Annotated in this window: 17 protein-coding genes, 5 tRNA genes and 1 riboswitch; of the genes, 17 read left to right on the forward strand and 5 right to left on the reverse strand. The window is 59.9% G+C overall.

The features are described from left to right. Nucleotides 1-41 precede the first annotated feature (41 nt). The 7 genes from ACYAS9_RS22210 (at nt 42) to astE (ending at nt 7,643) form a co-directional block, all read left to right on the forward strand. Complete coding sequence (locus tag ACYAS9_RS22210; protein WP_463570463.1) at nt 42-1,259, forward strand: aspartate aminotransferase family protein; 1,218 nt, start codon at nt 42-44, stop codon at nt 1,257-1,259. 66 nt (nt 1,260-1,325) lie between these two features. Further along, complete coding sequence (aruF, locus tag ACYAS9_RS22215) at nt 1,326-2,357, forward strand: arginine/ornithine succinyltransferase subunit alpha (RefSeq protein ID WP_463570464.1); 1,032 nt, start codon at nt 1,326-1,328, stop codon at nt 2,355-2,357. A 54-nt stretch (nt 2,358-2,411) separates the two neighbouring features. Then, entirely contained in the window at nt 2,412-3,428 is a 1,017-nt protein-coding gene (gene astA, locus ACYAS9_RS22220) for an arginine N-succinyltransferase (protein WP_463570465.1), read from the forward strand. After that, nucleotides 3,425-4,894, forward strand: a complete 1,470-nt coding sequence (gene astD, locus ACYAS9_RS22225; RefSeq protein ID WP_463570466.1) for a succinylglutamate-semialdehyde dehydrogenase — start codon at nt 3,425-3,427, stop codon at nt 4,892-4,894. The genes astA and astD overlap by 4 nt, the downstream gene beginning before the upstream one ends. Before the next feature lie 51 nt (nt 4,895-4,945). After that, entirely contained in the window at nt 4,946-6,292 is a 1,347-nt protein-coding gene (astB, locus tag ACYAS9_RS22230; protein ID WP_463570467.1) for an N-succinylarginine dihydrolase, read from the forward strand. Nucleotides 6,293-6,337: 45 nt separating this feature from the next. After that, nucleotides 6,338-6,622 carry a topoisomerase II gene (locus tag ACYAS9_RS22235; protein ID WP_463570468.1) on the forward strand — a complete coding sequence of 95 codons (285 nt, stop codon included), beginning with the start codon at nt 6,338-6,340 and terminating at the stop codon, nt 6,620-6,622. Between the two features lie 10 nt (nt 6,623-6,632). Continuing rightward, nucleotides 6,633-7,643 (forward strand): succinylglutamate desuccinylase, encoded by a 1,011-nt coding sequence (astE, locus tag ACYAS9_RS22240; protein ID WP_463570469.1) that lies wholly within the window; start codon nt 6,633-6,635, stop codon nt 7,641-7,643. A gap of 60 nt (nt 7,644-7,703) precedes the next feature. Here astE and ACYAS9_RS22245 read toward each other — a convergent pair whose 3' ends face one another. Then, nucleotides 7,704-8,210: a 6,7-dimethyl-8-ribityllumazine synthase gene (locus tag ACYAS9_RS22245; protein WP_463570470.1), complete on the reverse strand. Its 507-nt coding sequence runs from the start codon at nt 8,208-8,210 to the stop codon at nt 7,704-7,706. A 123-nt stretch (nt 8,211-8,333) separates the two neighbouring features. Further along, a riboswitch (FMN riboswitch) is annotated at nt 8,334-8,485 on the reverse strand. A 285-nt stretch (nt 8,486-8,770) separates the two neighbouring features. Between ACYAS9_RS22245 and alaS the strand changes: the two genes are divergently transcribed. The 7 genes from alaS to ACYAS9_RS22280 all read left to right on the forward strand — a co-directional run bounded on the left by alaS (nt 8,771) and on the right by ACYAS9_RS22280 (nt 13,859). After that, the gene (gene alaS, locus ACYAS9_RS22250) at nt 8,771-11,395 is read left to right on the forward strand and encodes an alanine--tRNA ligase (RefSeq protein WP_463570471.1); all 2,625 of its coding nucleotides are present in this window, start codon (nt 8,771-8,773) and stop codon (nt 11,393-11,395) included. 91 nt (nt 11,396-11,486) lie between these two features. Further along, nucleotides 11,487-12,719, forward strand: a complete 1,233-nt coding sequence (locus ACYAS9_RS22255; RefSeq protein ID WP_463570472.1) for an aspartate kinase — start codon at nt 11,487-11,489, stop codon at nt 12,717-12,719. 182 nt (nt 12,720-12,901) lie between these two features. Then, a complete protein-coding gene (gene csrA, locus ACYAS9_RS22260; protein ID WP_020290522.1) occupies nt 12,902-13,090 on the forward strand; it encodes a carbon storage regulator CsrA in 189 nt (62 codons plus the stop codon). Between the two features lie 61 nt (nt 13,091-13,151). After that, nucleotides 13,152-13,242: transfer RNA gene (locus ACYAS9_RS22265), tRNA-Ser, on the forward strand. Nucleotides 13,243-13,354: 112 nt separating this feature from the next. Continuing rightward, nucleotides 13,355-13,431, forward strand: a tRNA-Arg gene (locus ACYAS9_RS22270). A 95-nt stretch (nt 13,432-13,526) separates the two neighbouring features. Further along, a tRNA-Arg gene (locus ACYAS9_RS22275) sits at nt 13,527-13,603 on the forward strand. A 179-nt stretch (nt 13,604-13,782) separates the two neighbouring features. Continuing rightward, nucleotides 13,783-13,859, forward strand: a tRNA-Arg gene (locus ACYAS9_RS22280). 49 nt (nt 13,860-13,908) lie between these two features. On the opposite strand, the gene ACYAS9_RS22285 is transcribed toward ACYAS9_RS22280, so the two are convergent. Continuing rightward, nucleotides 13,909-14,406: a cell envelope protein SmpA gene (locus ACYAS9_RS22285; protein WP_463570473.1), complete on the reverse strand. Its 498-nt coding sequence runs from the start codon at nt 14,404-14,406 to the stop codon at nt 13,909-13,911. 322 nt (nt 14,407-14,728) lie between these two features. Here ACYAS9_RS22285 and mgtE point away from each other — a divergent pair, with 322 nt between their 5' ends. Further along, on the forward strand, nt 14,729-16,171 hold the full coding sequence (mgtE, locus tag ACYAS9_RS22290; protein ID WP_463570474.1) for a magnesium transporter: 1,443 nt from the start codon (nt 14,729-14,731) through the stop codon (nt 16,169-16,171). A 141-nt stretch (nt 16,172-16,312) separates the two neighbouring features. Here the strand turns inward: mgtE and ACYAS9_RS22295 are convergent, their stop codons facing one another. The 3 genes from ACYAS9_RS22295 to ACYAS9_RS22305 all read right to left on the reverse strand — a co-directional run bounded on the left by ACYAS9_RS22295 (nt 16,313) and on the right by ACYAS9_RS22305 (nt 17,609). Then, nucleotides 16,313-16,639, reverse strand: a complete 327-nt coding sequence (locus tag ACYAS9_RS22295; protein ID WP_459749042.1) for an Arc family DNA-binding protein — start codon at nt 16,637-16,639, stop codon at nt 16,313-16,315. 492 nt (nt 16,640-17,131) lie between these two features. Beyond that, nucleotides 17,132-17,317 (reverse strand): PA3371 family protein, encoded by a 186-nt coding sequence (locus ACYAS9_RS22300; RefSeq protein WP_463570475.1) that lies wholly within the window; start codon nt 17,315-17,317, stop codon nt 17,132-17,134. 49 nt (nt 17,318-17,366) lie between these two features. Further along, nucleotides 17,367-17,609, reverse strand: a complete 243-nt coding sequence (locus ACYAS9_RS22305) for a hypothetical protein (RefSeq protein WP_463570476.1) — start codon at nt 17,607-17,609, stop codon at nt 17,367-17,369. Nucleotides 17,610-17,983: 374 nt separating this feature from the next. Here ACYAS9_RS22305 and ACYAS9_RS22310 point away from each other — a divergent pair. Both ACYAS9_RS22310 and ACYAS9_RS22315 read left to right on the forward strand, forming a co-directional pair. Then, nucleotides 17,984-18,055: transfer RNA gene (locus ACYAS9_RS22310), tRNA-Arg, on the forward strand. 209 nt (nt 18,056-18,264) lie between these two features. Further along, nucleotides 18,265-18,654: a hypothetical protein gene (locus ACYAS9_RS22315; protein WP_463570477.1), complete on the forward strand. Its 390-nt coding sequence runs from the start codon at nt 18,265-18,267 to the stop codon at nt 18,652-18,654. The last annotated feature ends 107 nt before the right edge of the window (nt 18,655-18,761 follow it).

Here is an 18,761-nt window from a genome sequence, read left to right on the forward strand (position 1 = left end):
CTTGCCGGTTCCTGGCAGGCGTTTCTCTTCAGGAGACTCTGATGTCCGTTGAGCATGCTGCAGTGCAACGCGCCGATTTCGACCAGGTAATGGTTCCCAACTATGCGCCAGCCGGGTTCATTCCCGTGCGCGGTGCGGGCTCGCGGGTCTGGGATCAGGCCGGCCGCGAGCTGGTGGACTTTTCTGGCGGGATTGCGGTGAACGTACTGGGCCACTGCCATCCGGCGCTGGTCGGTGCGCTGACCGTGCAGGGCAATAGCCTCTGGCACGTCTCCAACGTGTTCACCAACGAGCCGGCCCTGCGCCTGGCGCACAAGCTGGTCGACGCCACCTTTGCCGAGCGGGTGTTCTTCTGCAACTCCGGCGCTGAGGCCAACGAGGCCGCGTTCAAGCTGGCGCGCCGCGTGGCGCACGACAATTTCGGTCCTGAAAAATACGAAATCATCGCCGCCCTCAACAGCTTCCACGGTCGTACCCTGTTCACCGTCAGTGTCGGTGGCCAGCCCAAGTATTCCGATGGCTTCGGTCCAAAGATCACCGGTATTTCCCATGTGCCGTATAACGATCTCGACGCTCTGAAAGCGGCGATCAGCGACAAGACCTGCGCCGTTGTGCTGGAGCCGATCCAGGGCGAAGGCGGCGTGCTGCCGGCTGATCTTGCTTATCTGCAAGGCGCCCGCGAGCTGTGCGATCAGCACAATGCGCTGCTGATTTTCGACGAAGTGCAAAGCGGCATGGGCCGTAGCGGCAAGCTGTTTGCCTACCAGCACTACGGCGTGACCCCGGACATTCTGTCCAGCGCCAAGAGCATCGGCGGCGGTTTCCCGCTGGCAGCGATGCTGACCACTGAAAAGCTGGCAAAGCACTTCGCTGTCGGCGTACACGGCACGACCTACGGCGGCAACGCGCTGGCCTGTGCGGTGGGCGAGGCGGTGATCGATATCGTCAACACCCCGCAAGTGCTGGAAGGCGTGCTCGCCAAGCAGCAACTGTTCAAGACACGCCTGGAGCGCATCGGTGAACAGTACGGTGTGTTCAGCGAAGTTCGCGGCCTGGGCCTGTTGATTGGTGCGGTGTTGTCGGATGCCTGGAAAGGCCGCGCCAAAGACATCTTTGCCGCCGCTGAGAGCGAAGACCTGATGATCCTGCAAGCGGGTCCCGATGTGGTCCGTTTTGCACCGAGCCTGGTCATTCTCGACGCCGACATCGAAGAGGGCCTGAACCGCTTCGAGCGCGCCGTTGCCAAGCTGGCCGGCTAAGCAGGCCTGCCTTATCCATCTGCCTGCCGGCACCGCCGGCAGGTCTACACGCCAAGGAGTGACACCATGCTGGTGATGCGCCCCGCGCAAATGGCTGACCTGGCCGAGGTTCAGCGCCTCGCCGCCGACAGCCCGATCGGTGTCACGTCCCTGCCTGACGATGCAGATCGGCTGGGCGACAAGATTGTCGCGTCCGAATCGTCGTTTGCCGCCGAAGTCAGCTTCAACGGTGAAGAAACCTACTTTTTCGTGCTTGAAGACAGCGACACCGGCCGCCTTGTGGGCTGCTCGGGCATCGTCGCGTCGGCGGGCTATTCCGAACCCTTCTACAGCTTTCGTAACGAGACGTTCGTACACGCCTCGCGCGAGCTGAAGATTCACAACAAGACCCACGTGCTGTCGCTGTGTCACGACCTGACCGGCAACAGTCTGCTGACCAGCTTTTATGTGATTCCGGAACTGGTCGGCAGCGCCTGGTCGGAGCTCAATTCGCGTGGCCGGCTGTTGTTCATCGCCAGCCACCCGGAGCGTTTCGCCGACTCGGTGGTCACCGAAATCGTCGGCTACAGCGACGAACACGGCGACTCACCGTTCTGGGACTCGATCGGGCGACATTTTTTCGACCTCAACTACGCGGATGCCGAGCGCCTGTGCGGGCTCAAGAGCCGGACCTTTCTGGCCGAACTGATGCCGCATTACCCCATCTACGTGCCGCTGCTGTCCGATGACGCGCAAGAGGCCATGGGGCAGGTGCATCCGCGTGCGCAGATCACCTTCGATATCCTGATGCGCGAAGGCTTCGAGACCGATCACTACATCGATATCTTCGACGGTGGGCCGACCTTGCATGCGCGCACCTCGGGGATTCGCTCTATTGCCCAGAGCCGTCTGGTGCCGGTCAAGATCCAGGCCGGGCAGGGCAGCGAGCCCGTGCGCGGTGGGCGTCTGTACCTGGTTGCCAACGACCTGTTGCAGGATTACCGGGCGGTGCTGCTGGAGCTGGACTGGGCACCGGGACGTCCGGTGACCCTCAATACGCAGGCGGCCCAGGCGCTGGGTGTCGGCGAAGGCGCCAGCGTGCGCGTAGTTGCGGTCTGACCGGCAGCGGTCGGTTGGTTTGTCGGGGCTCGCAGAGTCCCTTGAGGAGAAAACATGATCGTTCGTCCTGTACGCAGCACTGACCTGCCCGCGCTGATCGACCTGGCGCGCAGCACCGGTGCGGGCCTGACGACCCTGCCGGCCAACGAACAGCGCCTGACGCATCGGGTCGGCTGGGCCGAAAAAAGCTTTCGCGGCGAGGCCGAGCGGGCCGATTCCGATTATCTGTTTGTGCTGGAAGACGATCAGGAGCGGATCATCGGCATCAGTGCCATTGCCGGCGCCGTCGGCCTGCGCGAGCCCTGGTACAACTACCGCGTGGGGCTGACGGTCAACGCCTCTCAGGAGTTGAACATCTATCGCGAGATTCCGACCCTGTTCCTGGCCAATGACCTGACCGGCAACTCGGAATTGTGCTCGTTGTTCCTGCACGGCGATTCGCGCACCGGGCTCAATGGTCGCCTGCTGTCCAAGGCGCGGATGCTGTTCATTGCCGAATTCCCGAACCTGTTTGGTCCCAAGATCATTGCCGAGATGCGTGGCATTTCCGATGACCAGGGCCATTCACCGTTCTGGGAGAGCCTGGGCCGGCACTTTTTCAAGATGGAATTCAGCCAGGCCGACTACCTGACCGGGGTCGGCAACAAGGCGTTCATCGCCGAGTTGATGCCCAAGTTTCCGCTGTACGCCTGCTTTCTGTCTGCCGAGGCCCGCGAAGTGATCGGCCGCGTGCATGCCGAAACCGAGCCTGCGCTGACCATGCTCAAGAGCGAAGGCTTCAGCTACCAGGGTTATGTCGACATCTTCGATGCAGGTCCTGCCATCGAGTGCGAGACCGGCAAGGTCCGTGCGGTGCGCGACAGCCAGACGCTGGTGCTGGCCATCGGTACGGCGGGCGAAGAAGCGCCGCTGTTTCTGATTCATAACCGCAAGCGCGAAGACTGCCGGATTACTGTGGGCCGTGCCCGCTCGGTGGCCGGCACATTGGTGGTCGATCCGGCGACCGCGCGGCGTCTGCGCATGAGCCCGGGCGACAATGTGCGGGCCGTGCCGCTGGCAGCGGGTGTTTGATGAACGGCCTGTACATCGGCGGCGCCTGGCAACCGGGGCAGGGCGAGGCATTCGCTTCACATAACCCGGTCAGCCAGCGGGTGGTCTGGTCCGGTGAGGCCGCCAGCGCCGCCCAGGTCGATCAGGCGGTGCAGGCGGCGCGCCAGGCCTTTGCCGGCTGGGCACTGCGGCCCTTGCAAGAACGCATCGATCTGCTCGAAGCTTTCGCCGCACGCCTCAAGGTGCGCGCCGATGAACTGGCGGTCAGTATCGGCAGCGAGACCGGCAAGCCGCTCTGGGAGTCGGCCACCGAAGTGACCAGCATGGTCAACAAGATCGCCATCTCGGTGCAGAGCTACCGCGAGCGCACCGGCGAAAAGAGCGGCCCGCTGGGCGATGCCAATGCCGTATTGCGGCACAAGCCGCATGGCGTGGTGGCGGTGTTCGGTCCGTACAACTTCCCCGGCCATTTGCCCAACGGCCATATCGTGCCGGCGTTGCTGGCCGGCAATACCGTGCTGTTCAAGCCCAGCGAACTGACCCCCGGCGTGGCCGAGCTGACCGTGCAGTGCTGGGTCGAGGCCGGCTTGCCGGCGGGCGTGCTCAACCTGTTGCAGGGCGGGCGCGACACCGGTGTGGCGCTGGCTGCGCATGCGGGCATCGACGGGCTGTTTTTCACCGGCTCCAGCCGTACCGGGCATGCCTTGCATCAGCAGTTTGGCGGGCGCCCGGAGAAGATTCTGGCGCTGGAGATGGGCGGCAATAATCCGCTGCTGGTCGATGAGGTGCAGGATGTCGATGCCGCCGTGTACGCGGTGATCCAGTCGGCGTTTATTTCGGCGGGTCAGCGCTGCACCTGTGCCCGGCTCCTGCTGGTGCCTGAAGGCGCGTGGGGCGATAGGTTTTTGCAGCGACTGGTGACGGTCGGCAAGACCTTGCAGGTGGGCGCCTTCGACAGCCTGCCGGCGCCGTTCATGGGCGCGGTGATTTCCTTGCAGGCTGCCGACAGCCTGTTGCAGGCCCAGCGTGACCTGCTGGCCGGTGGCGCCGTGGCGTTACTGGAAATGACCCGTTTGCAGCCGGGCACCGCCTTGCTCAGCCCCGGCATTCTCGATGTCAGCCAGGTTGCACAGCGCCCTGACCAGGAGCTGTTCGGGCCCTTGCTGCAAGTGATCCGCTACCCCGATTTCGCGGCCGCTGTCGCTGAGGCCAACGCCACGCAATTTGGCCTGGCCGCCGGGCTGCTGTCCGACAGCGAAGAACGCTACCGTGAGTTCTGGCTGCACAGCCGCGCCGGCATCGTCAATTGGAACAAACCGTTGACCGGTGCCGCCAGCACCGCGCCGTTCGGGGGCGTGGGCGCATCGGGCAATCACCGCGCCAGTGCCTACCATGCCGCCGATTATTGCGCCTGGCCGGTGGCATCGCTGGAGGCCCGGGACCTGACCCTGCCCGGCAGCCTGACGCCGGGCATTCGTCTGGACTGATCGTCCGGGAGTGCCGGCTACATAAAAAATAGATCCATGGAGCCGTGCTTGATGAAAACCCGTGAAATCAATTTTGACGGTCTGGTGGGCCCGACCCACAACTATGGCGGCCTGTCTTACGGCAACGTGGCCTCCCAGAACAATAGCCAGCTCAGCTCCAACCCGCGTGAAGCCGCCTTGCAGGGGCTGGCGAAAATGAAAGCCCTGATGGACCTGGGTTTTACCCAAGGGTTGATCGCACCGCAGGAGCGCCCGGATGTCGCCAGCCTGCGTCGCCTGGGTTTTACCGGCAGCGACGCGCAGGTCATCGAAAAGGCCGCGCGCCAGGACATGCCGTTGCTGGCCGCCACCTGTTCGGCATCGAGCATGTGGGTAGCCAACGCGGCGACCGTCAGCCCGAGTGCCGACACCGCCGATGGCCGCGTGCATTTCACCGCGGCCAATCTCAATTGCAAATACCACCGCAGCATCGAACACCCGACCACCAGCCGCTTGCTGGAGGCGATGTTTGCCGATGCGCGTCATTTCGCCCATCACCCGGCATTGCCGGAGGTCACCCATTTCGGCGACGAGGGCGCGGCCAATCACACCCGTCTGTGCCGCGAACACGGCCAGCCCGGTGTCGAGTTTTTCGTTTTTGGCCGCAGTGCGTTCGACACTCGCTATGCCGCACCGCAAAAGTACCCGGCGCGCCAGACCCTTGAGGCCTCAAAAGCGGTGGCCCGCCTGCATGGCCTGAGCGATGAGCGCGTGGTGTTCGGCCAGCAGAATCCGGCAGTGATCGATCAGGGCGTGTTCCACAACGATGTGATCGCGGTGGGCAACGGCCAGGTCTTGCTGCATCACGAGGACGCCTTTCTGCACAGCAAGGCGTTGCTGGACGAGCTGCGCGGCAAACTCGAACGGGTGGGCGGGCAATTGCAGGCGATTGCCGTGCCGCGCGCCGCCGTGAGTGTCGACGATGCGGTGCGCTCTTACCTGTTCAACAGCCAGTTATTGACGCGCGATGACGGCTCGATGCTGCTGATCGTGCCTCAGGAATGCCAGGCCAACCCACGGGTATGGCATTACCTGCAAGGCCTGCTGGCCTCTGGCGGGCCGATCAGCGAGGTCAAGGCCTTTGATCTCAAGCAGAGCATGCGCAATGGCGGTGGCCCGGCGTGTCTGCGCTTGCGTGTGGTGCTGAGCGATCAGGAACTGGCGGCGGTCAACCCTGGCGTGATATTGAATGAATCGCTGTACCGGCAACTGACCGGCTGGGTGGCGCGGCATTACCGTGACCGCATGCATGAGCAGGACCTGGCCGATCCGCAGCTGTTGCTCGAATGCCGCACGGCATTGGATCAACTGACGCAAATCCTTACACTGGGGTCTGTTTATCCCTTTCAACAGATCTGAAGCGCCGTTTTGCGCTGATTTTTACCTGCCTGGAGCAACCCGAACATGAGCGACACCCTGCAGCTGATTCTTGAAGATGCCGACGGCAAGCAAACCGAGATTTCTTCCACGCGCCTGGCGGTGGTCTGGCAAGGCAAGGAAATCTGGATCCAGCAAGATGGCCGTGGCCAGTTGCTGATCGGTGTCGATGTCGAGGAAGGCGATGCCGAATACGCCAACCTGCTGCTGCGCCCGCTAGCCACCAACCTGGTCAGCCTGCAACTGGAAATGGAACCGGCCGATCCTGAAGCCGGTGACGATCACGTCCACGGTCCGGACTGCAATCACTGAGGAACCGCCTATGCTCGCCCTCGGTAAATTGCTTGACCTGACTCTGGCGGGCCGCGAGCCCGCAGAAAAGACGCAACTGACCGTCGGCGGCGTACGCCTGCGCTGGCTGGAGGAGGGCGCACTGGAAGTGCGGCCTCCCCAGGGTCGCGACAATGGCCTGGACCTGCTGTTATCGGCAGGAATCCACGGCAATGAAACCGCGCCCATCGAGCTGCTGGATGAGCTGATCCGCGCCATCGCCCGGGGCGAACTCAAGCCTCGGGCACGTATTTTGTTTCTGTTCGGCAACCCTGAAGCGATGCGCCGTGGCGTGCGCTATGTCGAAGAGGACGTCAACCGGCTGTTCAGCGGTGGGCATGAACAAAGCAGCGGCCCTGAAGCCCTGCGCGCCTGCCTGCTGGAGCGGCTGGCCGCCAGTTTCTTCAACCAGCCTGAGCGCGAACGGGTGCATTACGATTTGCACACCGCCATTCGCGGCTCGAAAATCGAACAGTTCGCCCTGAGCCCCTGGAAAGACGGCCGTCAGCCTTCGCGCTTCGAGCTGGCGCGCCTGCACGCCGCCGGCATCAGCGCGGTGCTGTTGCAGAGCAAGCCTTCAACCGTATTCAGCGCCTACACCCGCGATCGGCTCGATGCCCAGGCGTTTACCCTGGAGCTGGGCAAATCCCGTCCGTTCGGCCATAACCAGCAGGTCAATCTGTCGGCCCTGCGCGAGCGGTTGATGCAGATGATCGAGGGCAGAGAGCCAGAAACCGAAAGCTCGTTGCAAGGGCTGCAACTGTTTCGCGTGGCGCAGGAAGTCATCAAGTACAGCGATAGCTTTCTTCTGCACCTGGCCGAGGATGTAGAGAATTTCTCAGTGTTGCAGAAGGACTATGTGCTGGCCCAGGACATCGGCGGCAAGCGCTGGGTGATCGAGCACAAGGGCACGCGGGTGATTTTTCCCAACCCACGGGTCGCCAGTGGATTGCGCGCCGCGATTCTGATCGTGCCGGCAGAGGATGTTTTGCTGGAGGATTGATGCGGTGTGTCTGTTTCGCGGCCGGGCGGTAATCCGTCCCGGCCGCGAATGTCGCAACTGTCAGCCCGCCGCTTTCTGCGGTGCAGCCAGGTGATGCAACTGACGAACCTTGGCCAGGGTGTCGGCGCAGGTGCGTGCCGCTTCTTCGCCTTTGTGCACGAAGTGATTGAAGAAGAATGTGTGGTGTTCTTCACCGGCATGGAAGTGGTGCGGGGTCAGGACCACCGAGAACACCGGCACCTGGGTTTCCAGCTGCACCTGCATCAGGCCGCTGATCACCGATTGGGCAACGAATTCGTGGCGGTAGATACCACCGTCGACCACCAGGCCTGCGGCGACGATGCCGGCGTAGCGACCAGTGTTGGCGAGCAGTTTGGCGTGCAGGGGAATTTCAAAGGCGCCACCGACTTCGAAGAAATCGATATCGTTTTCGCTGTAGCCCTGGCGGATGATTTCGGCGAGAAAGCCCTTGCGGCTCTGATCGACGATGTCCTTGTGCCAACTGGCCTGGATGAAAGCGATGCGTTCGTTAGCGTGGCTTTTGCTGTTGATAGCGGTAGGTTGCACGTGTTCTGACTCCTGTTTATCAATAAAACAGGGCGTTTGGATCGAAGGGGATGCGAGCTGGCGTAGAAGCTCACCGAAACCGGTTGCGGCTTTCGATGAGAGACTGGATACCGTCGACATTCATCCCGTTCTCTCTTCATCCGGACTATAACCGTCGGCCCCGGAATCACACCGGGTCTGCTGACCTTCGGGCTCGAAAACCCGAAGCGCTCGCGGGCTAGACGCTGTGCGTCATTACCGCCGGTGGGGACTTGCACCCCGCCCTGAGAACGTTACCGACCCCTCTTTGGTGGCCGGCGCAGGATTTTTATCACAGTTCTGACAAACATGCTTGGACACTTTAGTCTGGTTTCCCTACCTTTTGCTTATAAGCAAAAGGGCCTGTTGCAAATATCCGCAGGCGTCGTTCGTCAGTCAGTAACCGATAATCCAATGAATCGTATCTATCATACAAACACACTGTACCGAGGACGCAACGCCTATATAATGCGGCCCTTTGCCGTCGTTACGTCTCGCGACGTTGTGTACGGGCCTGGCTGCAGTCTCCGTGGAAGAACCTAATGAAAAGCGCAGAAATCCGTGAAGCCTTCCTGAGCTTCTTCGAAGAGCAAGGCCACACCCGTGTTGCCTCCAGCTCCCTGATCCCGGGCAACGACCCGACCCTGCTGTTCACCAACGCAGGGATGAACCAGTTCAAGGACTGTTTCCTGGGCCAGGAAAAGCGGGCCTATACCCGTGCCGTGACCAGCCAGAAGTGCGTGCGTGCCGGTGGCAAGCACAACGACCTGGAGAACGTGGGCTACACCGCCCGTCACCACACCTTTTTCGAAATGCTGGGCAACTTCAGCTTCGGTGACTATTTCAAGCGTGATGCGATCACCTTCGCCTGGACGTTCCTGACCTCGGAAAAATGGCTGAACCTGCCCAAGGAAAAACTCTGGGTCACGGTCTACGCCACCGACGACGAAGCCTACGACATCTGGACCAAGGAAGTCGGCGTGCCGGCCGAGCGCATGGTGCGCATTGGTGACAACAAGGGCGCGCCTTACGCCTCGGACAACTTCTGGACCATGGGCGACACCGGCCCGTGCGGCCCGTGCACCGAGATCTTCTTCGACCACGGCGCCGACATCTGGGGCGGCCCGCCCGGTTCGCCAGAAGAAGACGGCGACCGTTACATCGAGATCTGGAACAACGTATTCATGCAGTTCAACCGCACCGCCGACGGCGTGTTGCACCCGTTGCCAGCACCGTCGGTCGACACCGGCATGGGCCTGGAGCGGGTCAGTGCGGTGCTGCAGCACGTGCATTCGAACTACGAGATCGATCTGTTCCAGAACCTGTTGTCAGGTTCTGCCCAGGCCATCGGTTGCAGCAACGATGCCCAGGCATCGCTCAAGGTGGTTGCCGACCACATCCGTTCGTGCGGTTTCCTGATCGCCGATGGCGTGCTGCCGTCCAACGAAGGTCGCGGCTATGTGCTGCGCCGCATCATTCGTCGTGCCTGCCGCCACGGTAACAAGCTGGGTGCCAAGGGCAGCTTCTTCCACAAGATCGTCGCCGCCCTGGTGGCCGAGATGGGCGAAGCCTATCCGGAACTTGTGCAACAACAGGCGCACATCGAGCGGGTGTTGCAGGCCGAGGAAGAGCAGTTCGCCAAGACCCTGGATCAGGGTCTGAAGATTCTCGAGCAGGATCTGGCCGACTTGCAGGGTTCGGTAGTACCGGGCGCCGTGGTGTTCAAGCTGTATGACACCTACGGTTTCCCGATGGACCTGACCGGCGACATCGCCCGCGAGCGCAACCTGACCCTGGACGAGGAAGGTTTCGAGCGTGAAATGCAGGCGCAGCGTGAGCGTGCGCGTTCGGCCAGCGCCTTCGGCCTGGACTACAACAGCCTGGTCAAGGTCGATGTCGCCACCGAATTCACCGGCTACACCGGCACCGACGGATCGGCCAAAGTCGTTGCGCTGTACAAGGACGGCCAGTCGATCGGTCAGCTGAACGAAGGCGAAGAGGGTGTCGTGATCCTCGACACCACGCCGTTCTACGCCGAATCCGGCGGCCAGGTCGGCGACAGCGGTTACCTTGAAGCCGGTGCCGTGCGTTTCGACGTGACCGATACCACCAAGACCGTGGGCGCGTTCCTGCACCATGGCGTGGTTGCCAGCGGCAGCCTGACCGTCGGCGCCGAGGTGCAAACCCGCGTGGCGGGCGAAGTGCGCCAGGCCACCTCGCTGAACCACTCGGCCACTCACTTGCTGCACGCGGCCTTGCGCCAGGTGCTGGGCGAGCACGTTCAGCAGAAGGGCTCGCTGGTCGACAGTCAGCGCCTGCGTTTCGACTTCAGCCACTTCGAGGCCATCAAGCCCGAGCAGCTGCGTGAACTGGAAGACATCGTCAACGCCGAAGTGCGCAAGAACACCGAAGTGCTGACCGAAGTCACCGACATCGAGACCGCCAGGCGCAAAGGCGCCATGGCGCTGTTCGGCGAGAAATACGGCGACACCGTGCGCGTACTGACCATGGGCGGCGATTTCTCCGTCGAGCTGTGCGGTGGCATTCACGCCAATCGCACCGGCGACATTGCCCTGTTCAAGATCGTCAGCGAAGGCGGTGTCGCCGCAGGCGTTCGCCGTATCGAAGCGGTGACCGGCAGCGTGGCCCTGAACTGGGTCAACTCGGCCGAAGATCAACTCAAGGAAGCCGCGAGCCTGATCAAGGGCAACCGCGACAACCTGCTGGACAAACTGACGGCGGTGCTGGAGCGCAACCGTCAGCTGGAAAAACAACTGGAACAACTGCAAGCCAAGGCAGCCAGCGCGGCCGGCGACGACCTGTCGTCGAGTGCGCTGGACGTCAAGGGTGTCAAGGTCCTGACTGCGCGCCTGGATGGTCAGGATGGCAAGGCACTGCTGGCACTGGTCGATCAGTTGAAGAACAAGCTCGGCCGCGCAGTGATCCTGCTCGGCGGGGTTCAGGATGACAAGGTCGTACTGGTCGCAGGCGTGACCAAGGACCTGACTGGCCAACTCAAAGCCGGTGATCTGATGAAGCAAGCGGCTGCTGCCGTCGGCGGTAAAGGCGGTGGTCGTCCCGACATGGCCCAGGGTGGCGGTGTCGATGCAGCGGCGCTGGATGCGGCGCTGGCGTTGACCGTTCCGTTCGTGGAACAGGGTATCTGATCCGGCTTCACGGCCTGCCGGACCACCGGCAGGCCGGGCCTGATCTGAATGTTAACGGGTGCCCTTTAAAGGGCTCTGAGGCGGCTTTGACATGGCTTTGATCGTACAGAAATTTGGCGGCACCTCCGTCGGCACTGTCGAGCGAATCGAACAGGTAGCCGAGAAAATCAAGAAATTCCGCGAGGCCGGTGACGACCTCGTGGTCGTGCTGTCGGCAATGAGCGGCGAAACCAACCGGCTGATCGAGCTGGCCCGGCAGATTACCGATCAGCCGGTTCCGCGTGAGCTGGACGTGATTGTGTCGACCGGCGAGCAAGTGACCATCGGCCTGCTGGCCATGGCCTTGATCAAGCGCGGTGTGCCGGCGGTGTCCTACACTGGCAATCAGGTGCGCATTCTGACTGACAGCGCGCACACCAAGGCGCGCATCCTCGACATCGACGACCAGAAGATCCGCGCCGACCTCAAGGCTGGTCGCGTGGTGGTGGTGGCAGGTTTCCAGGGCGTCGACGAAAGCGGCAACATCACGACGCTGGGGCGTGGCGGCTCGGACACCACCGGCGTGGCCCTGGCGGCGGCGCTGAAGGCTGACGAGTGCCAGATCTACACCGACGTCGATGGCGTCTACACCACCGACCCGCGGGTTGTGGCGCAGGCTCGCCGGCTGGAGAAGATCACCTTCGAAGAGATGCTGGAAATGGCCAGCCTCGGCTCCAAGGTGTTGCAGATCCGTTCGGTCGAGTTCGCCGGTAAATACAATGTCCCGCTGCGCGTTCTGCACAGCTTCAAGGAGGGTCCGGGCACCCTCATTACCATTGATGAAGAGGAATCCATGGAACAGCCGATCATATCCGGCATCGCTTTCAACCGCGATGAAGCCAAGCTGACGATCCGTGGCGTGCCAGACACCCCGGGCGTGGCCTTCAAGATTCTTGGGCCCGTCAGTGCCGCGAATGTCGAGGTCGACATGATCGTGCAAAATGTTTCGCACGATAACACCACGGACTTCACCTTCACCGTGCACCGCAACGACTATCAGGCGGCCTTGCAGATCCTGGAAAACACAGCGCGTGAAATCAGCGCCCGTGAAGTCTCCGGCGACACCAAGATTGCAAAGGTGTCGATCGTCGGCGTCGGCATGCGCTCGCACGCCGGTGTAGCCAGCCGCATGTTCGAAGCGCTGGCCAAGGAGAGCATCAATATCCAGATGATCTCCACCTCCGAGATCAAAGTGTCTGTGGTCATTGAAGAGAAGTACCTGGAACTGGCTGTGCGCGCCTTGCACACCGCTTTCGAGCTGGATGCTCCCCGCCAGGGCGAGTGACCTGTAAGTAGTACAAGGCGCGGCATGACCGCGCCTTGTGCTTTCTGAACGGCGCACAAAGACTTTTCTTTTCGGTGCGTTGGTCAATACTCAGGCTTGGCTCGTGGCTTTCTTGTCGCCGGCTGTTGCCTGGTGGTTGTGCAGACTTGTTGTTCCTGAATGTATTGCGTGAGGAGAAAAGTATGCTGATTCTGACTCGTCGTTGCGCAGAAAGCCTGATCATTGGTGATGGTGAGATCACGGTGACTGTGCTCGGCGTCAAAGGAAATCAGGTGCGCATTGGTGTCAATGCGCCCAAGGAAGTCGCGGTTCACCGCGAGGAAATCTACCTGCGAATCAAGAAAGAGAAGGACCAGGAACCAAGCCATTAATTTATTTGAAGATTTTGTTTGCAAAGCGGGATAAGCGTGGTTAATATACGCCCCGTGTTGCGGAGAGCTGGCCGAGTGGCCGAAGGCGCTCCCCTGCTAAGGGAGTACACCTCAAAAGGGTGTCGGGGGTTCGAATCCCCCGTTCTCCGCCATTATTTGTGTAGTGCGTCGAGTCTGGCTTTACTTGAAATCTTCTACTCGGGATCGATAGAAAAAGCGCTTTACAAAATGATTCGACGACCTAAAATGCGCAACACTGAATATGCACTCGTAGCTCAGCTGGATAGAGTACTCGGCTACGAACCGAGCGGTCACAGGTTCGAATCCTGTCGAGTGCACCATTTAAAGGTTGTTTGAAAGATACAGGGCCTCACGGTTCTAACCTCCGACAGATAACTTGCTTCAACCAGAGATGGTCTGGTCTAAAAACATACTTGCACTCGTAGCTCAGCTGGATAGAGTACTCGGCTACGAACCGAGCGGTCACAGGTTCGAATCCTGTCGAGTGCACCAAACACCAGAAAGCCCATATCGAAAGATATGGGCTTTCTGCTTTTACGGGAATCGTGTTGTGGGCAGGGTGGTTTTTCCGTGCTGTTCCGGCGTCTTCCCTTGTGTTGTAAGTCATTGAATTTATTTTAAAAAATCACTTTACAGAATAATTTAACGACCTATAATGCGAACCAACAAATGCACTCGTAGCTCAGCTGGATAGAGTACTCGGCTACGAACCGAGCGGTCACAGGTTCGAATCCTGTCGAGTGCACCAAATATCAAAAGGCCCGTATCGAAAGATACGGGCCTTTTGCGTTGTGGCGTCAGCGCTTTCCCTTCACGCAGCCATCCTCGTCGAAGGTGACCTGGTTGCTGCGCCCGTTCTTCGTTGCGTAGTGATAGCGCATTTCGCCGTTGCGCTGGGTGACTTTGGTCGGTCGTCCCAGCAGGCTCTCTACATCGCGCTGGGTCATGCCTGATGGTGTGCGCTGATTGATGATCGCCATGCGTCGCTGCTCGGCGCTCAGGCGATTGCCGCAGCCATCATCGCGCTGCCCGACCACTACCACCTCCCTGGCGGGCGCACGTGCGCGCGGATAGTCATCTGGCGATGATGTCGGTGCCACGCTGCCGGGCGGTGCGTTATAGGCGTTCACTGGCTGGCTGAGCTGTCCGGTCGTGCAGCCCAGTGAGGTGAAGGTGATGGCGCCGCTGGCGTTTTCGCAGCGTTGCACGGTGCTGGCCTGTCCTGCGAGCGGTAAGCAGAGCAGGGCGCCGATCAAGGCATTGGTGCTCAGGGTACGGGTGGTCCGAGTGTGCATCGATGAGTCCTCCATGACTGATGCGCCACAGCCTAGTACGGCTGATTTCTACCGGCGAGCGTGTTTTCTTCGCCGGATGTGACGTCGTAGCAATACTGACTCGCACGATTGTTAGGTTTGTGTCGCAAGCATCTGTTCTTGCCCGAATTTTCTCACATGCTTACCGGTCAAAGCGGTGTATGATTGCGCCCGTCAGCCCCGCCGGGGCTTATGGAATACCTCCATGGACTTACCCAGTAGTTACTTGACATCAGATTTTAACAATCAAGTTTCACCTGATTGATCTCCCGGCGTGCTCCGCTGCTGGGAGTGGAGTTCGCCTATGACCGAAAGAGAAGTAAAAAAAACGCAGGCAAGCCTGCAGGACCGTCTGGCGCAAGTCATCGACCTTCTGCATCGCCAGCGTCTTGTCGAAGACCTGACCCATCGTCAGGAAAGCCAGCATCAGGATCGTGTCGAGAACCTGGTGCATCGGCAGAATCTGGTCGAGCTGCAACGCAAGCTCGATGACCTGCACTCTGCCGACGTTGCCTACATCCTTGAAGCCTTGCCGCTTGAAGACCGTCTGACGGTCTGGCAACTGGTCAAGGCCGAGCGCGACGGCGACATTCTGCTTGAAGTATCCGATGCGGTTCGCGAAACCCTGATCGCCGACATGGACGATCACGAGTTGCTGGCGGCTGCCCGCGACATGGACGCCGACGAACTGGCGGACCTGGCCGCAGAGCTGCCACGCGACGTTGTCCATGAGTTGATGGAAACGCTTGATGCTCAGCAACGCGAGCGGGTGCGTTCGGCGCTGTCCTACGACGAGGAGCAGGTCGGTGCGTTGATGGACTTCCAGATGGTCACCATCCGCGAGGATGTCAGCCTGGAAGTGGTATTGCGCTACCTGCGCCGCCTCAAGGAGTTGCCAAGCCATACCGACAAGCTGTTCGTGGTCGATAGCGAAGGCGTGCTCAAGGGTGTGCTGCCGATCAAACGCCTGTTGGTCAATGACCCGGATAAGCAGGTTGCCGACGTCATGGCCAATGACCCGGTCAGCTTTCACCCTGAAGGCGATGCCTACGAGGCGGCTCAGGCGTTCGAGCGTTATGACCTGATCTCCTCGCCGGTGGTCGACAAGAACGGCAAGCTGATCGGCCGTCTTACCATCGACGAAATGGTCGACCTGATTCGTGAAGAGAGCGAAAGCGAAGTGCGCAGCATGGCCGGTCTTCGTGAAGACGAAGACATCTTCGCCTCGGTCTGGCGTTCATTGCGTAACCGCTGGTCGTGGCTGGCCGTCAATCTGATCACGGCATTCCTGGCTTCGCGGGTGATCGGCCTGTTCGAAGGCTCCATCGAGAAGCTGGTGGCGCTGGCGGCACTGATGCCGATCGTGGCTGGTATCGGCGGCAACTCCGGTAACCAGACCATCACCATGATCGTGCGTGCCATGGCACTCGATCAGGTCAGTACCGGCAATACCGCGCGCCTGCTGCGTAAAGAGCTGGCAGTGGCGCTGGTCAACGGCCTGGTGTGGGGCGGTGTGATCGGTATCGTGGCTTATCTGCTGTATGACAGCTGGTCGTTGGGCGTGGTGATGACCGCTGCCATGACGCTCAACCTGCTATTGGCGGCCTTTATGGGGGTGACCATTCCCATGACGCTGGTGCGCTGTGGTCGGGATCCGGCGATGGGCGCCAGTGTGATGATCACGGCCATGACCGACAGTGGCGGGTTCTTTATCTTCCTGGGCCTGGCAACCGTCTTTCTGCTTTAGTTGCTCTAAATCGCAAGTACAAAAAAACCGCCGTATGGGGCGGTTTTTTTGTGGCTTAAAGAAACGTCCTACAACTAACAGAGCGTTTTACAGCCGTTAAAAAAGCCAGCGTTAAGCTGGCTTGAACATCCTGCGCACTACTTACGACTCTTCGTTCGCAAGTTCGGTGTCGTGTGCAATCAACGATACCAGTGCAGTCTGTTGGCGGTGGGAAAGCTGGCGGAAGCGTTGCAGCAGTTCGCGTTCGTTCAGGGTCAGCTCAGGGCTATCAAGGCGCAGGCTTGGCTCGTCGCCAAAGGCACCTTCCTGAATCAGACTCTGCTCGAGGCGAGCAATGATTTCCGAGTTCATGCTGCGGTGATGATTCTTGGCCACCTCTTGCACGCGATTACGCATGCCATCGGGTAGGCGGACGACGAACTTGTCAGCCGTGCGGCTGGAATAAGTAGCCTGTTTCATAGGGCTCATATATTTAACCGGTTAGTTCAGAGGGAGCGGTTCTGGCAAATGGCCGCAAGCTTGTCCGTGTATGACAGTCCTTTTGACCAAATGTTCAACCGCGCTATCAAGGGGTCAGCATCATGCCCCATTGCGTCGATTACTTGGCGTCAAATCTGTGACAAATATTGACTCAGATAAAGGCGTTTGGCCAGCACCGATTATCAGAATTGCGAACGATTTTGCAAAGCTCGAAGCTGTCGCCTTCCTGTCGATGCCCACGAACATCTGAATGCTTTTTGCCATCATGGCTATCTGTATTCAGAGCGTAGATGGTTCTGAAGGCGAATACGAATGCGGTCCGACCAACGCACTGCGCAGGGCAAACGGTGTTGTAGCGGAGGGGATAGGCGGGGGAAGAACAGAAAGCGATGCTGATGCCCGGTCACAGAATCAGACCAGTACAACCATCAGCGTGAAGAGGTTCAGGGAACGCAGGGCAGGGTTCGATGCTCTGAAGCTTTAGCGCAACACCGGGTCGAACTTGAAGCGGCGACCGATGATCAGCGCACCAAAGAACAGGCTGGCAAAGATACCGGCGGTGACTTTTGCCAAGGTGTTCAGGCTGGATGCCTGCTCGGGTAGTAACAGGTCAACGGCGATGGCCATCAAGGTCAGGATCAGGAACGACAGTGCGGATTTCGACATGGCGGCTCTCTCATGAGGTTCTCAGGCAGATGGATTCTGCAAGACGCGATCAGAACACCCAGCGCTGTGCCGCACTGCCTGTTGCCTGGGGCATCTGTTGCGCGTCATTGGTCAGCATAGCCGGGTTGGTACCTTTGTCAGCCATGATCGCCAACTGCGGCGTCTGGCGCAGGGTGTTCTGTGTATAAGCATGAGTGCTCACCTGGGCGTCCTGGCTGGCAGTGCCTTGAAAATGAAAGGTCACCAGTGCCACCAGAGCTGCTGCATTCAACGCGGTGAGGATCATGTTCATTTTTGTTTACCTACGCCCGAGGGTGGAAAAGAGTCTACTCGTGGAAGGTAATAATGCAGCGTGCATGCCAAACTTTTATCGTAAAAAAACCCTTATAAATCAACGACTTGAATTATAATTTCAAACGCCTTCCGTTGCGTTTTGCAATGATGGCCATTTGAGAGGTTGCAAAATGCACGACAAAGGCTGCGAACCAAATCCTCAAAGTTATGTCGGTATCGCCTTACAGGCCTGACAGACAGCTATTCATTCGCCAGGCGGGGCATCGCGGCCGGTGCACAGCAAACGGCACGAAGTTTTTGCTAAATCCTTGTTTTTGCGTAAAATGCCCAGCACCTGACGGCAAGCTGTCAGGCCACTTCAGTTGATGTTGAGTCCTCTTAGTTCAACGGATAGAACGAGCCCCTCCTAAGGGCTAGATGCAGGTTCGATTCCTGCAGGGGACACATTCTCGCTTGTATCGGTCAGCCCTGCGTTGACGCCACCTTCGTTTGAAAACCTTCGCCTCACAAGCCTTCCTGCATGCCTTGCGGGCAGCGTACGTCTGTGCCTAAACGAAAGTGGCTCATGCTTTATGGCTCTCTGATATCGTTGTGGCCGTCTGTCTGGTGTGGACATGACGCAACCAAAGAATCGTGCAGGAGCAAGAATCATCATGAGGCGCATCGCTGCCACGCTGGTCGGGGCCATCTCGCTGGCGACACTGTCATTGGCCTGGGCCGATGACAGTTATCAAGGTGTGTTGAACGACAATGGCCAACCGCTTGCCGTGGCCCTGAGTATCAATTCATCGGTTCAGGAAGGTGACCTTGCGGGCCGGATTCGTTTCAACGAACCCTGGGTGTGTGGTCTTTCGCTGGTGTTCGTCGGCGCGGATGCCGCCAATGCCGCAAGCTATGTCTTCAGGGGCGCCGCTGCCGGGCGTTGCACGGCGTTGGCGGCCGGATCGCTGAAAGCCCGGTCTGACGATGACGGCGTCATGGTTCAACTGTTCGACAGCGCCAACAAGCTGCGCTACAGCGTCAAGCTGGCTAAAAAAACGTAACAGGACCTTCGGCTGCGTGCTGCCTCTTGCCGCACGCCTGTGTCGCAGCAAAATGAACATGACTGTTCGTCGCCTGCCCTGAACAGCCTCTGCTCGCCCCCGGTCGA

The sequence above is a fragment of the Pseudomonas sp. HP_08 genome (assembly GCF_055284095.1).